This window comes from Candidatus Pelagibacter communis (genome assembly GCF_001180105.1).
GTDB lineage: Bacteria > Pseudomonadota > Alphaproteobacteria > Pelagibacterales > Pelagibacteraceae > Pelagibacter > Pelagibacter ubique_K.
Window position 1 is genome coordinate 1 of the sequence record NZ_CVSO01000040.1, and the last position, 21,311, is coordinate 21,311.

The window sequence follows — 21,311 nt, forward strand, 5'->3', positions numbered from 1 at the left end:
GAGATGTATGTGAAAAATTAAAAGATTTAATACCGCGGCATAATTTTATGATTCCAGTTCAAGCAGCAATAGGTGGTAAAATTATTGCTAGAGAAACAATCAAAGGGTTCAAGAAGGATGTTCTAACTAAGATACATGGTGGTGGTGCTAGAGACAGAAAAAGAAAACTTTTGGATAAACAAAAAAAAGGTAAGGTCAGATCAAAACAATTTGGTAGAGTAGAAATACCACAAGAAGCTTTTATAGGAGTTTTAAAAATAAACAAAGAGAGATAGATGATTTATGATTGTTTTTCTTACTGGGATGAGGATTTATTATTAGACTTGAGATTAAATATTTTAAACGAATACGTTGATTTTTTTGTAGTAGTTGAAGGTAATAGGACATGGCAAAATAATCCTAAAAAATTAAAGTTTGATAAAGGTAAATTCTCAAAATTTAAAAAAAAAATTATTTATGTCCCTGTAGAGGATTTTCCTGATGGCAAAGACCCTTACGATCGTGAAAATCATCAAAGAAACGCAATATCTAGGGGCCTAGTTAACGCTAAAGATGATGATTTTGTAATAATTTCAGACTTAGATGAAATACCTAATCCAAATGTAATTAAAAATTTTCAAAAGGTAATGCGTTTTGCAGCTTTTAAGCAAAAACATTATTATTATAAATTTAATCTCAGAAGTGAAAAAAATCCTTTTTGGCATGGATCTCGAATCTGTGTAAAAAAATACTTGAAATCGCCTCAGTGGCTAAGAGATTTAAAGTTCAAAAAAAGACCCTTTTGGAGATTAGATAAGTTTAGATTAAATAATATATTGGAGGATGGAGGGTGGCATTTCTGTAATCTAAAAAAACCAATTGATTTATTATATAAATACCAAAACCTTTGTGAAACAAACGATCCAGTTAATTTTAAAGAAAAAATAGACCAAAAATATTTAAGTTTGGATGAAATTACAAATAGAGTAAGTAAAGGTGACGATATAATTGGCAGAGATGATAGATTTAGTAAAACTGATATAGACACAACTTTCCCAGAATATTTAATAGAAAATAAAAAAAAGTATTTAGAGTGGATAGCTTAATTTTGAAAAATTTATGAAATGGTCAATCATTGGGTGTGGAAATATTTCTAACAAATTTTGTGATGATTTATTACATGTAAAAAATGCAAAAATATCTGCAATTGCCTCAAATAACATCAAAAGATTAAAAATTTTCGGTGACAAATATAAAATACATGAAAAAAGTATGTTCCAAGGGTATGAAGAAATTTTGGATACAGAATTTGATATTGCATATATAGGACTGATAAATTCATTACATAAAAATATTGTAAAGACATTTGCAACAAAAGGAAAAAACATTTTAATAGAAAAACCTTGCTTTTTAAGTTTAAAGGATTTCAATGAATGCGAGGAACTCATAAAGAAAAACAAAATTTTATTTGTTGAGTCGATGATGAACTTGCATCACCCACAATCAAACTTAATATTTAATCTAATTAAAAATGAAGAAATTGGAGATATTTTTGGATTTGAGCATAATTTTGGATTTGATATCCGCCAAAAAATTTTATTGATTTTTAAAAAAAAAATAGATTTCCTAAACAGACTAACAGATCCACTATTGGGAGGAGGTGCGATTAATGATCTTGGTTGTTATGGTGTAGCCTTTTCTAACAAAATTTCAAAATTACTTAATAAAGGACCTGTAAGTTCATTGAAAAAAAAAAATATTATCGGACCGACTGGAGTAGATATAAATTCAACAATTGAAATAAATTACAGTAATAATTTTAAATCAACAATTAAGGTTTGCTTTGATGAAAAATTGGGTTGTTCGGCAAGAATATTAGGTTCAAAAGGAGAAATATTTATACCAAATTTAGTAACCCCAGAGAGAAAATTTAAAATTATACTAAAAAAGAGTTCTTTAAAAGAATATCAGGAAGAGTCCAAAGGACTTTATTCTTATGTTGCTAGCGATGTCCAAAGATATTTAGAAAAAAAAATTCAAGAACCAGATAACTATGGTTTAAAATTAAAAGAGATAAAACAAAATTTAAAAATTTTAGATGAATGGAAATCTTATGAAGATATTTAAAAATTTGTTAAAAAAATTTTATAGATTAGTTGTAAAATATATCTTTTATTTTTTATATGGAAAAATAAATATTTCAAGGTCGGGCCTCACGAATGTAAAAAAAAGATATCTTAAAAATAAAAACATAAAAAAAAAAGATCTTTACCAATATTCTATTTATACTATCAAAAATGGAAGAGTGTGCACAGATAGCGTTGAACAAGTAGCATATATCTCTCAAAACTACCTTTTAAAAGATATAGCTTACACTCAGATTAAAGGAAAGTTATCAAGCCCAAAAAATAATTTTGTTTTAAGTAGAGGCACACCTTATTTACAAAAAAAAATAAACGGAACTATCGTATCACTTGCTCAAGGCGCTAGTGGCAATAAGAACTATTTCCATTGGTTATTTGATATTTTACCAAGACTTCATATAACACTTAATTATATTGACTATGAAAAGATTAATTATTTTTACATGCCAAAGTTGAAAAAATTTCAAATAAAAACGTTAAGATGCCTTGGTATTAAAAATTTAAAAGTACTAGACTCTGAAAAATATAAACATGTTAAAGCCAAAGAAATAATTGTATCAGAGCATCCATGGTATCATAAAGGAACTATATTTGCAGAGTCTGACAACATACCTAAATGGATAATCTATTGGTTAAAAGAATCATTTGCACATCTAAAAAAAAACAAGAAAAAAGATAAGAAAATTTTTATTGATAGGTCGGAATCTGAATTTAAACACTGTAAATTTATTAATAATAAAGAAATTAAAAAGATACTCAAAAAAAAAGGTTTTGAGATTGTTAAAACAGGTCAATTAGATTTTATAAGCCAAATTAATTTATTTAGTAACGCAAAAATGGTAGTGGGCCCTCATGGTGCAGCTTTTTCCAATTTAATTTTTTGTGAAAAAAAGACCAAAGTTTTAGAAATTAAACCCTTTGCGCAGCCGAATAACTACAAAATGATATCGAAAATAAATAAATTAAAATATAGTCAAATTAATTTACCATCATTAGGAAGCAAATATGATAATGGTGATATGTATATTGAACCAAAAATACTCTTGAAAAAGATAAAGATGTTAGAAAAAAATGTCTAAAATTAAAATTTTTTGTGTAACGAACCAAAAAAAAAAATATCTTGAAAATCTTGGATTAGAATTAGTTGGTGTAGGACGAAATAATTTTTCAAAAAAGTACATTAATTGTTTATCAGGTAAAAATATTCAATATAAAGAAAAAAATTATTCAGAATTAACTTTTCATTACTGGTTTTGGAAAAATAAACTTAAAAAACACAAAGAAGACGAGTGGATTGGATTTTGTCAAAAAAGAAGGTTTTTTGTTAAAAAAAAGATAAGAATAAAGAACTTAAAAATGCTTAAAGACAATCTATTAAAAGAAATACCAAAAAAATGGAAAAATTATGAGAGCTTGATTTGTAAACCAATTAACATTGACAATCCAAAAAGAATGAAATTGATAAAAAGAGGCTGGAAAAATATTTTAAAAGATCCCACCATTTTCGTTGATAAAAAAAAACAAAATATCCTTTTAAATTTTGACATGAACCATGGTTTTGGGGTGTTGGATAAAGCAATAAATGTTTTAGGCAAAGAGGACAGAGAGGACTTCAGAAAGTTTGTTTCCAAAAGAACAAGGTTTAATCCTCACATAATGATGATATCCAAAAAAAAAATTCTCAGTCGATGGTTTAAAAACGTATTTGACTGGTTATTTAAATGTGAGAAAATTTTTGGACTTAAGCAATTAAAAGGTTATGATCAACAACGTCTCTATGCATATCTTGCTGAGAGATATTTATCATTCTGGTTTTCAAAATATACGAAACATCATGAGTGTGACTGGGTTTTTTTTGAAGAAAAATGATCAAAAATTTATTTGAAAACAATACGCTATATTTGTGTCAAGTTTCGTTGAAAGGAAATATACCAATCATAATCGAAAACTATGAAAATTTTAGAAAATTTTATAAAAAAGTAAAAATCTTTGTGATTTGTCCAAAAAAAGAAATAAACACTTTTAAAAGAAAAATTAATAGAAAAGACATAACAATACTTAGTGAGGATAAAATTTTAACTTTTTTTAATTTTAAGAAAATATTTCAAAAATATTCTTTTAAGTATCCTCATAAAACTTTATTTAATTCAAGATTAAAATGGTATTATCAACAAATACTTAAATTAAGCTTCACAATATATTTTATTGGAAAATTTAAAAAAGATATGGTCATTTGGGATGCTGATACGCTTTTAATAAAAAAAATAGATTTTTTTAAGGATAGCTATTCTATCAAATATGGAACGCCATTTGAATTTCATAAGTCATATTTTGAAACAAATGAAAAAATAATTCAAACTAAGCCAAAAAATTTTCTCTCCTTTTTAACTCAATTTTCTGCAATTTCTTATAATGAGTTTTTAAATATAAAAAAAAAATTAAAAATATCCTCAACATCATTAAAATATATATCTAATAAGTTGTCCAAAAAAATATTGCACGCAATCTTAAAAATCAATAGAGCATACAATGGTTCGCTATTTTCTGAATACGAGTTGATAGGAACAATAAACTATAGTTTAAGACCGTGTATGCAAAAGTCTTTAATGACTCTAAGAAAGGGACTTAGTGGAAAACTAACGAAAAAACAAATTTTTTTTCTGAGTTTAATAGATATTATTCATGTCACATATGAGCATACATATAATAATAAAAATTCAAGAGGTATGCTAAATAGAAAACATAAATGGCATAAGTTGTTAAAATTGGTGATAAAAAAATATTTTAGGTATTTTGTAAAAACTTTTAAATATTATCTAATTTTTAAATTAAAGAATATTTATAGTTTTTTATAATTGGAGAGATGGCCGAGTGGTTTAAGGCGCACGCTTGGAAAGCGTGTTTAGGGGAAACTCTTTCGTGGGTTCGAATCCCACTCTCTCCGCCATTTATTTGATCTTTTATAATTTTTAAAATAACGTTAAAATACTTTGGTCGTCATGTGGACGTCAATAATTATGAATAACCAAATTACAATTGTAATCATACTTTATGAAGAATCAGAAAGTATGGTCTTTAAATGCTTAGACAATTTACAAAATTTTAAGATTATAATTGTAGATAATGCTGGTAATGATTTATTAAAAAAAAAAATTGAGAAAAAATACGATATATATAGATATGTCCTTAATCCAAAAAATTATGGTTATTCAAAAGCGGCCAATCAAGCAATAAAAATTTCTAATACAGATTTTATTTTGATGTTTCAGGCAGATGGCATTATTAAACAAGGAGATATTTTTGAACTTTTAGAAGCTCATAAAAAGTATGAAAATACTTTTATTACTTCACCAACATATTATGATCACAATAAAGATTTAAGTTATAATGCAGGACATTTCCCAGAAAAAAATATAAAGAAAAACATTTTAAATTTTAATGGTGACACATGTGTTGAAACTGTTCTTGGATCTATAATTATGTTCAAAAAAAAGGATATGATAGATATTGGGTTATATGACGAAAATTTTTTTCTTTATTTTCTTGATTTTGATCTCTGCAGAAGGGCTAGAAAAATGAAGAGGTCTATTATACAAGTATCAAAAGCTAAAGTTGTTCATGCCCATGGCCAAATAAAAGTCAAAAATCAGCTAAAAAAAATATATATTAGACATTTTCATCTTACATTTGATGAACTTTATTATTTTTTTAAAGTTAAAAAACACGAGCAAATATTCCAAGATCTCAAAAAAAAAGTACCTAAATATATAATTAAAATGATATTTAACTTAATAATTTTAAGATTTAGTCGAGTCGTATATTTTGTATCCAAAATAATGGCTTTTTACAAATTTAATGAGTTGTTCAATAAAAAAAAAATTTTGAACGAATAAACCAACAAATTCAACCCTTTTTTGACTATAAACAGAATTGGTGTTTTATAAAATTTTCTAAAAATGTTATAATAACGAACTTCCAAAAAAATGACAAAAACGCAAAATACCACAAACTACAAAGCAGACTCTATAAAAGTTTTAAAAGGTCTTGAGGCAGTTAGAAAAAGACCTGGAATGTACATTGGTGACACTGATGATGGAACAGGATTACATCACATGGTTTATGAGGTTGTGGATAATTCTATTGATGAGGCGTTAGCTGGATTTTGTGAAAATATTACAGTAGAAATAAACGCAAATGGATCAATTACTGTTTTTGATGATGGTCGAGGTATACCTGTTGATTTTCATAAGGGTGAAAAAAAGTCTGCAGCTGAAGTTATTATGACTCAACTTCATGCCGGAGGAAAATTTGATCATGATTCTTATAAAGTTTCAGGTGGTCTGCATGGTGTTGGAGTATCTGTAGTAAACGCACTTTCAGAGAAACTTGAACTTGAAATTCACAGAGATGGAAAAAAATATTTTGTTGAATTTAAGAATGGAGATCCCAAATCCCCTTTGAAGCAAATAGGAAGTTCGAAGTTAAGCGGCACAAAAATAACTTTTTTACCTTCAAAGGAAATTTTTTCTTCTACAAAGTTTAGTACTGCAATTATTCAAAAAAGAATGCGTGAATTGGCTTTTTTAAATAAGGGCGTGAAGTTAATCGTAAAAGATAAAACTTTAAAAAAAGAAAAAGAAATAGAATTTAAGTATGATGGTGGTTTAATTGAATTTGTAACATTTTTAAACAACAAAAAAGAGAAACTTCAAAATAAAAATGGCAACGATTTGTTTAAAAAGCCTATTTATCTTGAGGGTGATAAGGAGAGTATAAATATTGAATGTTCCTTAGAATGGAATTCTGGATATTCAGAGGATGTGTATGCTTACACAAATAATATTTATCAAAAAGATGGAGGTACACACCTTTTGGGATTTAGGAGTTCTTTAACAAGAATAGTAAATAAGTATGTAAGTGATAACAACATTCTCAAGAAAAATAAAATTTCGATTTCAGGGGACGATATTAAAGAAGGACTATGTGCTGTGCTTTCGATTAAAATGCCTGACCCGAAATTTTCATCCCAAACAAAAGACAAATTAGTTTCATCAGAGATAAGAAATATTGTTGAAAATTTTATTAATGAAAAACTTTCTATTTGGTTCGATCAAAACCCTGCGATAACAAAGACAGTCCTTTTAAAGATAATTCAGGCTGCACAAGCAAGGGACGTTGCTAGAAAAGCCAGAGAGAGTGTAAGAAGAAAAGGAGCTCTTGAATTAACAGGTTTGCCTGGAAAACTAGCAGACTGTCAAAATTCTCAAAGAGACGGAACTGAACTTTTTATTGTTGAAGGAGATTCTGCTGGTGGATCTGCAAAGCAGGGTAGAAACAGGGAGTTTCAAGCAGTATTACCTTTACGTGGTAAAATACTGAATACATATGTTGAAGATACAGGATCTAAAAAAAATGGAAGTTCAAATGATAATCGAACTAAAACACTTTCAAAAATGATTTCTTCAAATGAGATAGTGACTTTAATAAATGCACTTGGTTTAGATCCAAAGGTCGAGGATATTGACCTTCATGATTTAAGATATGGAAAAATTATAATAATGACTGACGCAGACGTGGATGGATCTCATATTAGAGCTCTACTCCTAACATTTTTTAATAACAAACCTTTTAACAAACTCATAGAGAATGGGCATATTTTTTTAGCTCAACCACCTTTATTTAAGATTAACAAAGCAGGAAAAACTTTTTATATTAAGGATGAAAAAAACCTGGATGAATTTATATTAAGTAATTCTAAAAGCTTAAAAAAAATTAAAAAAGGCACAAAAGAATTTGAAAAAATAATTTTAGAAGAAAAATCAAAACTTAATATTCAAAGATTTAAAGGTCTTGGAGAAATGAATCCCGAAGAATTATGGGATACAACTTTAAATCCGGAAAAAAGAAATTTATTGAAGGTAAAATACTCTAGTGATCAGAAAAAAGATCAAAAAATTATACACACTCTAATGGGCAATGATGTTTCAATCAGGAAAGATTTTATTATCTCTAATGCTTTAGAAATAAACAATTTAGATGTTTAATGGTATCTAAATCTGCATCGAATATTTATACATTAAATAAACTTACATATATTAACCTTAGATGGATTGCTATTTTTGGACAATTCGTAACAGTGAATGTTGCAAAATATGTATTTAATTTTGAATTAGACATTTTAACTATAAACCTCGTTATTTTGTTAGGAGTTATTTCAAATTTATTTTTGATGTATTTTTATGAAAAGAATATTCTTTCAAACAGAGCTTCATTTATCTTTTTGCTTATAGATATCATACAATTAAGTGGTATTTTGTATTATTCAGGCGGTATATTAAATCCGTTCTCAATATTTATTTTAATCCCAAGTGTTTTTTCTTCTTCTAATTTGAGCCTAAAAACAAGTCTTTTACTAATATTTATAACAATTTTGTGTATTATATTTCTTACAGTTGACCACCGACAGCTAATCTACCCTCTTGGAAAAGAAATTTCATTTAATGAATTTTATTATTATGGCGTTCCTATTTCATTAGTGATTGCGTTAATTTTCCTCAATTATTTTGCAATTCTTTTTGGTAGAGAATCCAACTTAAGGAAAGAGGCTTTTAATAAAATTGAGGAGTTTATAGCAAAAGAACATGAGTTGGTTTCATTAGGAGGTCAAGCCGCAGCTGCAGCTCACTCATTAAATACTCCTCTATCTACTATTAAAATTATATCACAGGATTTATCTAAACAATTTAAAGACAAACAAGACTTGAAAAAAGATATTGAATTATTAGTAAATCAAGTAGATAGATGTAGTCAAATTCTTAAGAAACTAACTTTAAACCCTGGAATTGAAGATGATTTTATTGATGTAGAATGTGCTTTAAAGGATTATGTTACTGAAATAATTAAATCTTTTCAGGAAATTTCAGAAAAAGAATTTATTTTTAATGACGATCAAGATGATAACTCTTTTAAAATACCAAAATTAATAGAATTGGTTTATGGAATTAGAAATTTCATTGGAAATGCAAATAAGTTTGCCAATAATAAGGTTTATATTTCTGTTAAAAGTGATAATGAAATTTCTGAAATTTCAATTGAAGATGATGGACCAGGTTACCCGAAAGAAATATTAAATAAAATTGGTGAACCATATATTAAATCAACTTCATCATTTGTAAAATCAAAAACAGGGTTAGGACTAGGAATATTTATAGGTAAGACACTTTTGGAAAGACATAATGCATCAATAATTTGTAGAAATTCCAAAACTAGATCTGGGGCTGAAGTTTTAATATCGTGGAAAAACAAAGATTTAAAAAACCTCTAATTTAATTTCTTTTTGCTAATTTTTTTTTTGAATAAGTCACTTAGTTGGGAAATCATTACATCTCCTAATTCTTGAACATCTGATATTTTAATCGCCTTTTTGTAGTATCTTGAAACATCATGCCCTATTCCAATTGCTAAAATTTCAACAGTGGAGCTAGTTTCTATAAATTTTACAGTTTTTTTTAAATGTTTTTCTAAGTAATCACCAGAATTAACCGAGAGAGTGGAGTCATCAACTGGTGCACCATCAGATATGACCATTAAAATTTTTCTCTCTTCTCTTCTTTTATTAATTCTGTCGAATGCCCAAACTATTGCTTCACCATCAATATTTTCTTTTAACAAACCCTCTTTTAACATTAATCCTAGATTTTTTTTCGACTGACGCCAATGAGTATCAGCTCCTTTATAAATGATATGTCTCAGGTCATTCAGTCTTCCTGGATTTTTAGGTTTTCCATTTTTGCTCCAATTTTCTCTAGAATTTCCTCCCTTCCAATTTTTCGTTGTAAATCCTAATATTTCGACTTTAACGTTGCATCTTTCAAGTGTTCTCGAAAGAATATCAGCACATAATGCTGCAATTGTTATTGGTCTACCTCTCATTGAACCAGAATTATCGATTAAAAGAGTAACTATCGTGTCTTTAAATTCGAAATCTTTTTCTTTTTTAAAAGATAAAGAGTTTTGTGGATCAATTATTATTCTACTGAGCTTTGAACTATCCAACAATCCTTCCTCTAAATCATATTCCCATGAACGATTTTGTTTAGCTAGCAATTGTCTTTGTAACTTATTTGCAAGTTTAGTCACTAAGTCTTGAAGATTAGTTAATTGTTGGTCTAAATTTTTTCTTAACTTTATTATCTCCTCTTCTTTTTCTAAGTTTTCAGCCTTAGCTATTTCGTCAAATTTTTTTGTATAAATAGAGTAATCAATATCTTTTTTTAAAGTATTCAATTTTTGTATAACATTTTCCTTTCCTTCAACCTCGCTTCCGTCTTCTGTTAATTCTTCCTCCATTCTAAATTCGTCTAGACCATCAGAGGTCTGAATTTCGTTTTCAGCACTAGTTTGCTGTTCATTGCTATTTTCATTGTTTTTCTCACTTTTATTATCATCCTTATTTTGTGGATTTTCTTCATTCGATTTATTTTCCTCTTTTAAATCTTTTTCAGAGTCGAAAATTTTCATATTTTTTAAAATTTCTGAAAATTTTTCGTTATATTTATCTTGGTCTTCTATATTTTTTGATAAAAAGTGAATATGTTTTTTAATTGTTAAATCAAATTCTTTCTCCCAAAAACTCAATTTCTTTTTTGAAAGAGCATTGAGATCAATATTCATAAATTTACTTATTAAATATAATTCAAATGCTTCAATTGCACTTACATCATCTTTTTTTCTTATTTCCCTTTGATCTTTCTTTATGTTTTTAAGAAAATAATTTTCTGAAATATTTTTTTTTATACCTTGAAGAATTCTAAAACCTAATAATTCGCACCTTATTTTCTCTGAAAGCTCATAAAAACTTTTGTAAGATGAGTTTTGTGGAGCGTATTTATTATAAACATTAGAGTTTGAAAATTTTAATTTTAATGCATTGGAGTCTGTCTCTGCTCTTAATTTCGTAAAGTCGTTTTTAGTATCTAAACTATTAATCTTAATTTGATCAAAATATTCGTTCTTTTTTATTTCAGACTTTTTTTCAGTTTTAATTCCTAAGTCTGATAAAACTTTATATGTTGAATTTAAGGCTTGTTTAAATTGATCTTTAATGAACTCTTCTTTTTTACTCATTAGATTGAATATTAATCAAAGACTCAGGTAAATCCTCGCCAAAACATCTCTGATAATACTCAGCGATAATGTTTTTTTCGGTCTCATCGCATTTATTTAAAAATGTTACTCTGAATGAGTAACCAAGATCATTGAAAATTTGATTATTTTCAGCCCAATGCAAAACTGTTCTTGGGCTCATGACTGTAGAAATATCACCCGACACAAAACCTTTCCTAGTCAAGGATGCCACTTTAATCATGTTAGCAACTTTTTCTTTACCTTTGGGGTTATTATATGATTTATTCTTCGCTAGTATAATTTCCATTTCTCTTTCTAGACTTAAATAATTTAAAGTTGTAACTATATTCCATCTATCCATTTGACCTTGATTTATTTGTTGGGTACCGTGATATAACCCTGTAGTGTCACCTAAACCAACAGTATTTGAAGTGGCAAATAACCTAAAATATTTGTGTTGTTTTAAAACTTTATTTTTATCTAAAAGAGTAAAGTTACCTTCTGCTTCCAGTATTCTTTGGATAACAAACATTACGTCAGGCCTACCAGCGTCGTATTCATCAAAAACGAGGGCAACTGGATTTTGGATTGTCCATGGAAGAATTCCTTCTTGAAATTCTGTTATTTGTTTTCCATCCTTAATTTTGATTGCATCTTTGCCAATTAAATCAATTCTACTAATGTGACTATCAAGATTAACCCTAACACAAGGCCAATTAAGTCTGGCCGCAATCTGCTCTATATGAGTTGATTTTCCAGTTCCATGATATCCTTGAATTAATACTCTTTTATTATAAGAAAAACCCGAGAGAACCGCCAAGGTTGTATCTTTGTCAAACTTATAATTTTTATCGATTTCGGGAACAAACTCATTCTTTTTTGAAAAGGCATCCACCTCAATATCTGTTTCAAAACCAAAGGTTTGTTTTACTGAAATTTTGATATCAGGAATTAAATTTAGATTTTCATTCATCGCCTGTAACTCCTTCTAAGTTGAGTATATGCCAACGTTATTATTTTCAATTTTTCCTCGTATTTTTTGTTTCCTGAATTCTTATCAGGGTGAAATTTTTTGACAAGTTTTTTAAATTTATCTCTTATTTTTGACCAGTCAACGCCTATTTTTAAACTCAATATATTAAAAGCTTTAATATCATCATCTGAATAAGTAAAACGTTTAATTTGTTCAGCTTTATTTGGATCTTTGATTTCATCTAAGTTTTCCTTCAGAGTGTTGTTCCATAAAATCTTAAAAAAATTGTCTTGCGCACTGAAATTTTGTGTTGGCTTATGCCATGTCATATCTGACTTAATGAATTCATTGACCTGTTGATCAGTCATATTTGCGAAATAATTCCAATTCTTATTGAATTCTTTAATATGCTCGTAGCAGAGAAGGCGATAATTTTTGCTATTATCCTTCTCAATAGGTGCCTTATATTCACCCAATTTGTCACAATTATTCCAATCGCAAATTATTTTCATTGTAGTATTATTATAACAATTATTATGGAAATAAATAAATTAATCGAACTCGTTGAAAAAAAAATCTTAGATCAAATTAAAATTGATGGAATTAAAATTGAGGATAAATCTTTTCTTCATCAGGGTCATAAAGAAAATAGTAAAAATAAATTCCATTTAAAAATATCTATATTTTCAAAAGAATTAATGAACAAAAGCAAGGTAGAAGTTACAAAAAAAATTTATAAAATTTTACAAATTGAAATGAAAGAGTATATTCACTCTCTTCAACTAATTATAAATTAAGCGATCGAAAAATTTCTTTATTTCTATTTTAGAAAAATTTTTATTAATAATTGGCCTTGAAATTTTCTGTAACAAAATCAAATTGATCAAATTATTTTGATTTTTCTTATCTTGTTTCATGTATTCAATGATCTTCGGAATATCTTTAATTTTAAAATATCTGTTTAAATTATCATAATTTAATTTTTTGAGATGTTCCATTATTAGATTAAATTCATTATCTTTTAATAAATTTTTCTTATGACTAAATTTTGATGCTGACATAATACCTAATAAAACTGCTTCACCATGATTTAGTTTTTTTGTATATCCCTTTGAAGCTTCAAAGGCGTGTGCAAATGTATGTCCAAGATTTAGTGTTTTTCTAAGGTTTTTCTCTTTTTCATCTTTTTCGACAATTCTTTTTTTAATATTACAACTTTTAAAAATTGCTATTTTTAAATGTTTGGAATCTTTTTGAATTATTTTTTTAAAATTTTTTCTCAGATAATCAAAAAACTTTCTGTTGCTTATTAAAGAGTGTTTTAATATCTCAGCATAACCACAAATCATTTCCTTTTTAGGTAAACTTTTTAGAAAAATTGTATCGGAAATTACGATAGATGGTTGATAAAAAGTACCGATCATATTTTTTCCAGTTTCTGAATTTACACCAGTTTTACCTCCTATAGATGAGTCAACTTGACTTAAAAAGGTTGAAGGAACATTTACAAAAGCTAAACCCCTTTTAAATATACTTGAGGCAAATCCACAAATATCACCACATATACCGCCACCTACTGAAATCAAACAATCATTTCTATTAAAATTATTTTTTTGTAATTTTTTTAAAATTTTAGATATTGTTTTAAATGTTTTATTTTTTTCATTAAAAACGATTTCAATTTTATATACTGATTTGTTACTTAACTTTTTAAGAATTTTTTTAATTAAAATTTTTGGAACATTACTATCGTAAACAACTAATATTTTACTCGGGTTGATTTTAGTCCTTCTTAAAAGTTTATTAATATTTAAAAATATATTTTTTCCTATATAAATCGGATACGAACCATCATTTGTGTTAATTTGAATTTTCATTTTTTTCTAAAATGTTTTTTATTATATCAACAATTTCGTTTTTTTTATGATTTTCACAAAATATCCTAAAGTCTGATTTAATGTAAATTTTGTTTCTTTCTTTAATAATTTTTCGAATTTCGCTTTTATTTAAGCCATTTATTAAAGGTCTTTTTTTGTTGTTAATTGTTCGTTTTACCAATGTCTCTGCATCCCAGTCTAGCCAGAAAGATAAAGAATTATCTTTTATACTTTTTCTAATTTTTTCATTCAAAAAAGCACCTCCACCTATTGAAATAACAATGTCTTTTTTTTGTTCTAAAAAAGATAAAGTAAAATCTTGCTCAAGTTCTCTAAAAAAAACTTCCCCCTTGTCTTTAAAAATTTGATGTATTTTTTTCTTTTGAAAAATCTCTATTTTTTTATCTATATCCACGAATGATTTATTTAATTTTTTTGATAATATTGCTCCAATTGTCGATTTTCCTGAACCCATCATACCTAATAAAACAATTTTTTTTTTTGTTTTCATAAATTTCTACATTGAAAAAACACAAATATGTCTTAATTTGAAATTATTAAAAAATATATGCAATTTTATAAAAAAACAAGTATTGGTAGTTCATCAAACCCCTTAAAAATCATTATTAAAGTAGTATTAGTTATAGTAGTAATTTTTGGAATGATAGTGTTTGTAGGCAAGATTAATTTTCCATCACCAAATAAACTAATTGAAAAAAAAATCCCACAAGAAAACTTAAAAATTGTTAAATAATCTCTCTATAATTTTTTTATTAATTTTTTTTTTCACAAGTAAAACTTTTTCCAATGAACCAACAGACATTTGGAAACTTGAAAAGGAAGAAGAAAAAACGCTTGAGATTAAAAGTAAAGATAAACCAAAAAGCATTAAAATCGAAACTCAAAATAGCGCAACAAGTAATAAAAGTGAAATTATCACTCAAGAAAATTTTACCAACACAAACGATATGATTGTTGGGATTTATGATCCGAATGAAAACGGATTGACAATTGATATGTGGCAAAATTCAAATGAAGAAAAAGTTTATGGAATCAAAAAAAAAATTAATAGAATGAATTTATCTGATGATGCTAATCGTTTGTATCAAAAAATTTTGTTAACCAACGCATATCCCCCGAATGGCAACAAAGAGAAAAAAATTTTTTTTGATTTAAAAGAAGAGTGGTTAATAAAAAATGGAGATTTAGAATTAATAGAAAACTACGTGACTAAAAATCTCAATATTATATCAAATGAAAATTTAATTAAATTTGTTTTAGATGAGTATTTATCCAAGGCAGAAATTAAAGATGCATGTAATCTATTTGAAAAAATAAATCAAAATTTTAACGATTACTATTTGAAAAACTTTTCAATATATTGCTTGATACATAATAAAAAAAATGATCTTGCAACAATGCGTTTTGATTTAGAAAAAGAATCTGGTTATTCAGATCCTTTTTTTGAGAAAAAGTTTAATTCATTGATGGGACTTTCAAAAGATGATAATACTTCATCAGATAAAAATCTTTTAAATTTACACCTTTCATTTAAAACAATTAAAGATTTTAAATATGTGCCCACAAAAAAAACATCAAAGTTATTTTGGACATATTTAAGGTCTAATAATTTACTAGATAGCACCAGTGATATCGATACAACTGATGAGAAAAAAATCTCATTGTTAGAAAAGGCTACACATGAGAGAAATTATAATGAGAAAGATTTATTTAATGTATATAAAAAATTTCAATTCTCTATAGACCAGCTTCTTAACGTAGAAACAGAAAAAGAGAATTTATCAAATATAAAATCTAGAGCTTTGATGTATCAAGGAATTTTATTGAATGATGATCCCAACAAAGTAACACAACTTTCCAAAGATCTTAAATTATCCTTTATTAAAGATGGTTTAGAAAATGCTTTTAAAGATGAATTAAGATTTATTCTTAAAGGATTTAAAGAAAGTGAATTAAATTCAGATTTAACAGATTTTTATGTTTTAAATTCTAAAACAGAAAATCCAAATAAAAAAATTAAATACAATAATAAAATTTTGCATCAATCAAAAATTATAAATTATTTCATACAAGAAAAACCTTCAAAAAAAAAAGCTGAGAAAGATCTCAATAATTTTTTAAAAAAAATTAAAAAAAGTAAAAAAAATTATTTAATTACAAAAGATGTAATTGTTATAGAGTCATTAAAATTTGATGGAATTGAAGTAAACGAGGAATATAAAGACCTTTATACAATTAACGAAAATATTATGCCCATAGACATACAGGTTTTGATTAATGACGGAGAAATTGGTTTAGCAATGTTAAGAATTATAGAAATAATTGGTGAAGACGAACTTAAAAATCTTGGTTCAGAAACTCTATATTTTTTAGTAAATGCATTAAATCAAATGGACGTAGATTTAATAAGAAATGAAATTCTCTCTATAATCTTACCAGTTAGAATATAGACTTAGTTATGGCAAAAAAAAACATCATACTGGTTCCAGATGAAATACTCAAAAAAAAATCTGAAAAAATTGAGAAAATAACTAACAGAGAAAAACAGTTAGCAGATGATTTATTTGAAACAATGTACAAAAATAATGGCATAGGACTTGCTGCTGTTCAAGTTGGTGTTTTGAGAAGAATGATTGTAATTGATGTTTCAAAGAAAGATGAAAAAAAAAAACCTTTATGTTTAATAAATCCAGTCATAAAATCTTTTGGTAAAGAAAGATCAATATATGAAGAAGGTTGTTTATCGATACCTGAAACATTTATTGAAATTGAAAGGCCAAAAACCTGTATTGTTGAATACATTGATATCTCAGGGAACAAAATAAATATGAAATGTGATGATTTACTATCAACATGTATCCAGCACGAAATTAATCACTTAGATGGAAAGCTGATAATTGATTTTTTATCAAAACTGAAAAAAGATATTCTAATAAAAAAATTATCTAAAAATAAAAATACATCTAGTAGAGTTATTGTGTAAATGTCAGATAATATCATTTTTATGGGTACTTCAAAATTTGCTGTACCTATTCTTGAAAAGATAAGTGAAAGTAAACTCAATATTTCTGTTGTTTATACACAACCGCCAAAAAAATCTAGCAGGGGAATGAAAATTCAAAAAACTCCAATTCATGCTAAATCTGAATTACTTGGTTTACCAATTAGAACTCCAAATAGTCTTAAAAATAATATTGATGAGTATAACTTTATAAAAAAAACAAAACCTTCAATTGTTGTAGTAATTTCATATGGTCAAATTATACCGAAGGAATTTTTGGACCTTTCCAAAAATGGTTTTTTGAATATTCATGCATCCATCTTGCCCAAATTTAGGGGTGCTGCACCAATACAGAGAGCAATAATGAGTCAGGATATTGAAACAGGAATTAGTTTTATGAAAATTAATGAACACTTAGATGCTGGTCCCGTTCTTGAGACTTATAAAATAAAAATTGACTTACATTTAAATGCAACTGAGCTCCAAGAAAAATTATCTCAATTAGCAGCGTTAAAAATTATTGAAAACATAGATAGAATTATAAGTGGTAAAGCGAATTTTAAAGAACAAGACCATTCTAAGGCAACATATGCTGAAAAAATAAATAAAGCAGAGGGAAAGATAATTTGGAATGATACTGCCAAAAAAATCATTGGAAAAATAAATGGTTTGCACCCTAATCCAGGAGCGTATTTTATGTTTAAAGGAGATAGATATAAAATATTAAAAGCTGAAATTGGAAATGGAACAGGACCCTCCGGTAAAGTTATTAATGACAAACTTGAGATAGCATGCTCAAATAATGAAAGCATAAAGGTTATTGAAATTCAAAAAGAGGGAAAAAAAATTCAAGAAATAAGTGAATTTTTGCATGGTTCAAAAATAAGTAAAGGCTGCATTCTTAATGAATAGATATCAAATTCTTATTGAATATGTCGGCACTAATTATAATGGATGGCAGGTACAGAGAAAAGGGAAAACAATTCAAGGGAGAATTCAAAATACTATTTCAAAAATTTTTAAAGAAAAGATAAATATAATAGGATCAGGCAGAACTGACTCCGGAGTACATGCTCTAGAACAATCAGCTCATTTTGATACAAGCACAAAAATAAAAGATAGCTATAAATTTTTAAAATCAGTTAATCATTTTTTATCCAGATACGGCATTAGTATTTTAAACTTAAAAAAAAGGAAGCTCACTTTTCATGCTCGATATTCTGCAAAAGCGAGAATATATAAATATGTAATTTTAAATCGTAAATCTGGTTCAGTGTTAAAAAATAAAAGGTGTTGGCACATAATAAAAAAACTTAATCTAGAAATGATGAAAAAAGGAGCAAAAAAATTAATTGGTACAAAAGATTTTTCAACATTTAGATCATCAAGTTGTTCAGCGAAAACTCCAGTTAGAACGATTAAATCAATTAAATTTTTAACTAAAAAAGATATTATTGAGATTGAAATAAAAGCTCAGTCATTCCTTCAAAATCAGGTAAGGTCGATGGTTGGTTGTTTGAAGTATGTTGGTGAAGACAGGTGGAGCATTCAAAAATTTGACAAGATAATCAAATCAAAAAAAAGAATTAATTGTGCACCTCCTGCTCCAGCAGAAGGACTATATTTAACTAAAGTAATTTATTAGTTTTTTTTTTACTAATAGCAAATTTTTTATTTATCCTAAACCTTGAACCTGCTCTTACAATATATCCACAACAATTTTTTGCACCACATTTACAAGGGAATTGTTTATAGTCTTTATCAAATGCAAAACCATAATCGCAAGTAAGTTCTTCTCCTTTTTTAATATCTCTTATTGCTGTTACCCAGACCTTAAAACCTTTTCCCTCATAGTCACAATTATTATTACATGAATGATTAATCAAACCTGCAGTATTCCAATGAAAGTCTCCGTCTAAGGTATATCTATTATTAAGTGTGAATAAATAGATTGGTTTATTATTATCAAATTTTGCTGACTCCTCGACTTTTCTATTGGTAATGATTTTTCCAATGTAATTAATTATTTTTGTTCCTTCTTTAATTTCTTTTGTTGCATATAAACCTCGCTTGTTGTCTATTTTAGACTTTTTGATCTTATACAGTTTCATTAATTATTTTCTACGAGAGCATTTACATGATTAAATGCACTATCTGCAAGGGCATTAAGGTCGTACCCTCCTTCTAACACTGATACAACTTTTCCATTAGTGAATTCGCTTGTTGCTTTGAGAGTTCTTCTTGTAATCTCATAAAAATCTTCAGATTTTAATTCAAACTGCGCTAGAGGATCAGCAATGTTAGCATCGAAACCCATGCTTAAAATCAAAAATTCAGGTTTAAATTCAAATAGTTTATCTAAAATTCTATCCAAAGCATTCATATATTTTTCTGATGTTGTCCCAGCAGGAAGAGGCACATTGAAAATGTTATTGTGTTTACCTTTTTCTTTTTCACTTCCAGTCCCTGGATAAAATGGATATTGGTGAGTAGATAAATACAAAACGTTTTTATTATCATAAAAAATATCTTGTGTACCATTTCCATGATGGACATCTGGATCGAATATTGCAATTTTTTTGTATTTATACTTTTCAATAAGATAATGAGCGGCAACTGCACAATTATTATAGATGCAAAAACCCATCGCTTTATTTTTTTCTGCATGGTGTCCAGGAGGTCTTACTACACAAAAAGCATTTCTAAATTTCTTCTGTTCAACACCATCTACTGCTTTAATTACTGATCCCACCGCATCTATTGTGGCATCTTTGCTTCCAGGTGAAATAATAGTGTCGCCATCTAAAAATCTTAATCCTTGATTAGGAAAACTTTTTTTAACCATGCTAACATAATCTTCACCATGTGCTTTTTTTAGTATATTTTCATCAAAGGAGATTGGCTTATCCCAAATTAAACTTTTATTTTTTTTAAGTCTTTCAGTTATCACAGTAACTCTTTTAGGTTGTTCAGGGTGACCATCACCTGTTAAATGATTAACCGAAGTTTTTGAAGATATTATCGCAGTTTTCACAAAAAATAGTTATTAAGAATGTTAGCATAAATTTTTGTTAATTTTTTAAGATCATTTAGGGATACTGCTTCATCAACTTTATGCATTGTCTTACCTACAAGGCCAAATTCTAAACATGGAGAAATATTTTTTATAAATCTAGCGTCAGATGTTCCTCCGGTTGTCGAAAGTTTTGGTTTAATTTTTGTAATTTTTTTTACAACATTCTGAATCATATTTGTCGTTGCATTTTGTTTTGTTAAAAATGCTTCACCAGACACTCTGTAATCTATTTTAAATTTTGATTTATTTTTTGTACTAATTTTACTTAAAATTTTATTAATTTTTTTTTTGATAGAGCCTGATGAGTGCTTGTTATTAAATCTTATATTAAAAGTTGCATTAGCAACTCTTGGGATAATATTATCAGCTTTATTATCAATATTTATTTTCGTAATCTCTAAGTTTGTTGGCTGAAAGTTTTTGGCACCTTTATCAAACTTTATATTTTTTAATTCATTTAAAACTTTAATAATTATCGTTGAGGGATTATTTGCTCTATGAGGATAGGCAACATGCCCTTGCATACCAATTATTTCTATTTTTCCAGTTAAACTTCCTCTTCGACCAATTTTTATCATTTCTCCTAATTTATTTGGATTCGTTGGTTCACCTACCAAACAAAAATTAATTTTTTCCTTTTTCTTTTTTAAATAATCTACGACTTTTTTTGTGCCGTTTACCGCATCTCCTTCTTCATCACCTGTTATTAATAAACTAATTGATCCATTAAAACTTTTATTATTATTCAAAAAAATACTTACGGCTGAAACAAAAGCAGCTACTGAGCCTTTCATATCATTCGCACCTCTACCAATTAAATGACCTTTTTTAACAGAAGGTCTGAAAGGATTAACTGTCCAGTCTTTAATATCTCCAGGGGGTACAACATCTAAGTGGCCCGCAAAACAAAAATTAGGCCCTTTACTTCCTAGTCTAGCATATAAATTTTTTACTGGTTGAAAATTTTTTTCTTTGAAATTTAAAATTTTAGTTTTGAAACCCATTTTTTTTAATTTTTTTTCTAAAAATTTCATTACACCAGCGTCTCTAGGTGTTATTGATGGAAACTTCATTAGCTCTTTAGCTAATTGTAATTCATTTATTTTTTGCATAA

22 protein-coding genes, 1 tRNA gene and 1 pseudogene are annotated in these 21,311 nt (G+C 27.2%); 16 read left to right on the forward strand and 8 right to left on the reverse strand.

Annotation, left to right across the window (positions count from 1 at the left end):
- The 10 genes and pseudogenes from AMN84_RS02260 to AMN84_RS02305 all read left to right on the forward strand — a co-directional run.
- Positions 1-275 (forward strand): annotated as a pseudogene (locus tag AMN84_RS02260) (elongation factor 4); the annotation flags it as partial.
- The gene (locus tag AMN84_RS02265; RefSeq protein ID WP_075483017.1) at positions 276-1,085 is read left to right on the forward strand and encodes a glycosyltransferase family 17 protein; all 810 of its coding nucleotides are present in this window, start codon (positions 276-278) and stop codon (positions 1,083-1,085) included. It abuts the pseudogene before it with no gap.
- A gap of 13 nt (positions 1,086-1,098) precedes the next feature.
- The gene (locus AMN84_RS02270; RefSeq protein ID WP_075483019.1) at positions 1,099-2,106 is read left to right on the forward strand and encodes a Gfo/Idh/MocA family protein; all 1,008 of its coding nucleotides are present in this window, start codon (positions 1,099-1,101) and stop codon (positions 2,104-2,106) included.
- Positions 2,078-3,202, forward strand: coding sequence for a glycosyltransferase family 61 protein (locus AMN84_RS02275; RefSeq protein ID WP_075483021.1), 1,125 nt, complete (start codon positions 2,078-2,080; stop codon positions 3,200-3,202). Before AMN84_RS02270 ends, AMN84_RS02275 begins: the two co-directional genes overlap by 29 nt.
- Positions 3,195-3,992 (forward strand): DUF4422 domain-containing protein, encoded by a 798-nt coding sequence (locus tag AMN84_RS02280; protein WP_075483023.1) that lies wholly within the window; start codon positions 3,195-3,197, stop codon positions 3,990-3,992. Before AMN84_RS02275 ends, AMN84_RS02280 begins: the two co-directional genes overlap by 8 nt.
- Positions 3,989-4,978: a DUF6492 family protein gene (locus AMN84_RS02285; RefSeq protein ID WP_075483025.1), complete on the forward strand. Its 990-nt coding sequence runs from the start codon at positions 3,989-3,991 to the stop codon at positions 4,976-4,978. The genes AMN84_RS02280 and AMN84_RS02285 overlap by 4 nt, the downstream gene beginning before the upstream one ends.
- Before the next feature lie 2 nt (positions 4,979-4,980).
- Positions 4,981-5,070 (forward strand) — tRNA-Ser (locus AMN84_RS02290).
- Between the two features lie 70 nt (positions 5,071-5,140).
- Positions 5,141-6,016 (forward strand): glycosyltransferase, encoded by an 876-nt coding sequence (locus tag AMN84_RS02295; protein WP_075483027.1) that lies wholly within the window; start codon positions 5,141-5,143, stop codon positions 6,014-6,016.
- Between the two features lie 90 nt (positions 6,017-6,106).
- Positions 6,107-8,167, forward strand: a complete 2,061-nt coding sequence (locus AMN84_RS02300) for a DNA gyrase subunit B (protein ID WP_075483029.1) — start codon at positions 6,107-6,109, stop codon at positions 8,165-8,167.
- Positions 8,167-9,447 carry an ActS/PrrB/RegB family redox-sensitive histidine kinase gene (locus tag AMN84_RS02305; RefSeq protein ID WP_075483031.1) on the forward strand — a complete coding sequence of 427 codons (1,281 nt, stop codon included), beginning with the start codon at positions 8,167-8,169 and terminating at the stop codon, positions 9,445-9,447. The genes AMN84_RS02300 and AMN84_RS02305 overlap by 1 nt, the downstream gene beginning before the upstream one ends.
- On the opposite strand, the gene AMN84_RS02310 is transcribed toward AMN84_RS02305, so the two are convergent.
- The 3 genes from AMN84_RS02310 to AMN84_RS02320 are packed head-to-tail and all read right to left on the reverse strand — an operon-like array spanning position 9,444 to position 12,734.
- Positions 9,444-11,249, reverse strand: a complete 1,806-nt coding sequence (locus AMN84_RS02310; RefSeq protein WP_075483033.1) for a cobaltochelatase CobT-related protein — start codon at positions 11,247-11,249, stop codon at positions 9,444-9,446. The two genes, AMN84_RS02305 and AMN84_RS02310, sit on opposite strands and share 4 nt — an antisense overlap.
- Positions 11,242-12,222: a cobaltochelatase subunit CobS gene (cobS, locus tag AMN84_RS02315; RefSeq protein WP_075483035.1), complete on the reverse strand. Its 981-nt coding sequence runs from the start codon at positions 12,220-12,222 to the stop codon at positions 11,242-11,244. The genes AMN84_RS02310 and cobS overlap by 8 nt, the downstream gene beginning before the upstream one ends.
- Positions 12,219-12,734 (reverse strand): J domain-containing protein, encoded by a 516-nt coding sequence (locus AMN84_RS02320; protein WP_075483037.1) that lies wholly within the window; start codon positions 12,732-12,734, stop codon positions 12,219-12,221. The genes cobS and AMN84_RS02320 overlap by 4 nt, the downstream gene beginning before the upstream one ends.
- A gap of 24 nt (positions 12,735-12,758) precedes the next feature.
- Here AMN84_RS02320 and AMN84_RS02325 point away from each other — a divergent pair, with 24 nt between their 5' ends.
- On the forward strand, positions 12,759-13,019 hold the full coding sequence (locus AMN84_RS02325) for a BolA/IbaG family iron-sulfur metabolism protein (protein WP_082254961.1): 261 nt from the start codon (positions 12,759-12,761) through the stop codon (positions 13,017-13,019).
- On the opposite strand, the gene aroB is transcribed toward AMN84_RS02325, so the two are convergent.
- Positions 13,005-14,099 (reverse strand): 3-dehydroquinate synthase, encoded by a 1,095-nt coding sequence (gene aroB, locus AMN84_RS02330; protein ID WP_075483039.1) that lies wholly within the window; start codon positions 14,097-14,099, stop codon positions 13,005-13,007. The two genes, AMN84_RS02325 and aroB, sit on opposite strands and share 15 nt — an antisense overlap.
- Positions 14,083-14,610: a shikimate kinase gene (locus AMN84_RS02335; protein ID WP_075483041.1), complete on the reverse strand. Its 528-nt coding sequence runs from the start codon at positions 14,608-14,610 to the stop codon at positions 14,083-14,085. The genes aroB and AMN84_RS02335 overlap by 17 nt, the downstream gene beginning before the upstream one ends.
- A gap of 57 nt (positions 14,611-14,667) precedes the next feature.
- Here AMN84_RS02335 and AMN84_RS02340 point away from each other — a divergent pair, with 57 nt between their 5' ends.
- From AMN84_RS02340 to truA, 5 genes are read left to right on the forward strand one after another with little or no spacing between them, the layout of a single operon-like run.
- Positions 14,668-14,853, forward strand: a complete 186-nt coding sequence (locus tag AMN84_RS02340) for a hypothetical protein (RefSeq protein ID WP_075483043.1) — start codon at positions 14,668-14,670, stop codon at positions 14,851-14,853.
- Positions 14,843-16,570 (forward strand): hypothetical protein, encoded by a 1,728-nt coding sequence (locus AMN84_RS02345; protein ID WP_075483045.1) that lies wholly within the window; start codon positions 14,843-14,845, stop codon positions 16,568-16,570. Before AMN84_RS02340 ends, AMN84_RS02345 begins: the two co-directional genes overlap by 11 nt.
- Positions 16,571-16,578: 8 nt before the next feature.
- Positions 16,579-17,103, forward strand: coding sequence for a peptide deformylase (def, locus tag AMN84_RS02350; protein ID WP_075483047.1), 525 nt, complete (start codon positions 16,579-16,581; stop codon positions 17,101-17,103).
- Complete coding sequence (fmt, locus tag AMN84_RS02355) at positions 17,104-18,033, forward strand: methionyl-tRNA formyltransferase (protein ID WP_075483049.1); 930 nt, start codon at positions 17,104-17,106, stop codon at positions 18,031-18,033.
- Positions 18,026-18,766: a tRNA pseudouridine(38-40) synthase TruA gene (gene truA / locus AMN84_RS02360; RefSeq protein WP_075483051.1), complete on the forward strand. Its 741-nt coding sequence runs from the start codon at positions 18,026-18,028 to the stop codon at positions 18,764-18,766. Before fmt ends, truA begins: the two co-directional genes overlap by 8 nt.
- Here the strand turns inward: truA and AMN84_RS02365 are convergent.
- The 3 genes from AMN84_RS02365 to dapE are packed head-to-tail and all read right to left on the reverse strand — an operon-like array spanning position 18,750 to position 21,309.
- Complete coding sequence (locus AMN84_RS02365) at positions 18,750-19,232, reverse strand: SET domain-containing protein (protein WP_075483053.1); 483 nt, start codon at positions 19,230-19,232, stop codon at positions 18,750-18,752. The genes truA and AMN84_RS02365 overlap by 17 nt on opposite strands.
- Positions 19,232-20,155 (reverse strand): histone deacetylase family protein, encoded by a 924-nt coding sequence (locus tag AMN84_RS02370; RefSeq protein ID WP_075483055.1) that lies wholly within the window; start codon positions 20,153-20,155, stop codon positions 19,232-19,234. Before AMN84_RS02370 ends, AMN84_RS02365 begins: the two co-directional genes overlap by 1 nt.
- Entirely contained in the window at positions 20,152-21,309 is a 1,158-nt protein-coding gene (dapE, locus tag AMN84_RS02375) for a succinyl-diaminopimelate desuccinylase (RefSeq protein ID WP_075483057.1), read from the reverse strand. Before dapE ends, AMN84_RS02370 begins: the two co-directional genes overlap by 4 nt.
- Positions 21,310-21,311: the final 2 nt, after the last annotated feature.

What these genes read in the sequence shown, in the direction of transcription:
- truA (WP_075483051.1), top strand. Translation starts at nt 18,026, where the DNA reads ATGAATAGATATCAAATTCTTATTGAATATGTCGGCACTAATTATAAT.
- AMN84_RS02310 (WP_075483033.1), bottom strand. Translation starts at nt 11,249, where the DNA reads ATGAGTAAAAAAGAAGAGTTCATTAAAGATCAATTTAAACAAGCCTTA.
- dapE (WP_075483057.1), bottom strand. Translation starts at nt 21,309, where the DNA reads ATGCAAAAAATAAATGAATTACAATTAGCTAAAGAGCTAATGAAGTTT.
- AMN84_RS02320 (WP_075483037.1), bottom strand. Translation starts at nt 12,734, where the DNA reads ATGAAAATAATTTGCGATTGGAATAATTGTGACAAATTGGGTGAATAT.
- AMN84_RS02285 (WP_075483025.1), top strand. Translation starts at nt 3,989, where the DNA reads ATGATCAAAAATTTATTTGAAAACAATACGCTATATTTGTGTCAAGTT.
- AMN84_RS02270 (WP_075483019.1), top strand. Translation starts at nt 1,099, where the DNA reads ATGAAATGGTCAATCATTGGGTGTGGAAATATTTCTAACAAATTTTGT.
- fmt (WP_075483049.1), top strand. Translation starts at nt 17,104, where the DNA reads ATGTCAGATAATATCATTTTTATGGGTACTTCAAAATTTGCTGTACCT.
- AMN84_RS02280 (WP_075483023.1), top strand. Translation starts at nt 3,195, where the DNA reads ATGTCTAAAATTAAAATTTTTTGTGTAACGAACCAAAAAAAAAAATAT.
- cobS (WP_075483035.1), bottom strand. Translation starts at nt 12,222, where the DNA reads ATGAATGAAAATCTAAATTTAATTCCTGATATCAAAATTTCAGTAAAA.
- AMN84_RS02340 (WP_075483043.1), top strand. Translation starts at nt 14,668, where the DNA reads ATGCAATTTTATAAAAAAACAAGTATTGGTAGTTCATCAAACCCCTTA.
- AMN84_RS02295 (WP_075483027.1), top strand. Translation starts at nt 5,141, where the DNA reads ATGAATAACCAAATTACAATTGTAATCATACTTTATGAAGAATCAGAA.
- AMN84_RS02305 (WP_075483031.1), top strand. Translation starts at nt 8,167, where the DNA reads ATGGTATCTAAATCTGCATCGAATATTTATACATTAAATAAACTTACA.
- AMN84_RS02335 (WP_075483041.1), bottom strand. Translation starts at nt 14,610, where the DNA reads ATGAAAACAAAAAAAAAAATTGTTTTATTAGGTATGATGGGTTCAGGA.
- AMN84_RS02365 (WP_075483053.1), bottom strand. Translation starts at nt 19,232, where the DNA reads ATGAAACTGTATAAGATCAAAAAGTCTAAAATAGACAACAAGCGAGGT.
- AMN84_RS02265 (WP_075483017.1), top strand. Translation starts at nt 276, where the DNA reads ATGATTTATGATTGTTTTTCTTACTGGGATGAGGATTTATTATTAGAC.
- AMN84_RS02275 (WP_075483021.1), top strand. Translation starts at nt 2,078, where the DNA reads ATGAATGGAAATCTTATGAAGATATTTAAAAATTTGTTAAAAAAATTT.
- AMN84_RS02300 (WP_075483029.1), top strand. Translation starts at nt 6,107, where the DNA reads ATGACAAAAACGCAAAATACCACAAACTACAAAGCAGACTCTATAAAA.
- def (WP_075483047.1), top strand. Translation starts at nt 16,579, where the DNA reads ATGGCAAAAAAAAACATCATACTGGTTCCAGATGAAATACTCAAAAAA.
- aroB (WP_075483039.1), bottom strand. Translation starts at nt 14,099, where the DNA reads ATGAAAATTCAAATTAACACAAATGATGGTTCGTATCCGATTTATATA.
- AMN84_RS02325 (WP_082254961.1), top strand. Translation starts at nt 12,759, where the DNA reads ATGGAAATAAATAAATTAATCGAACTCGTTGAAAAAAAAATCTTAGAT.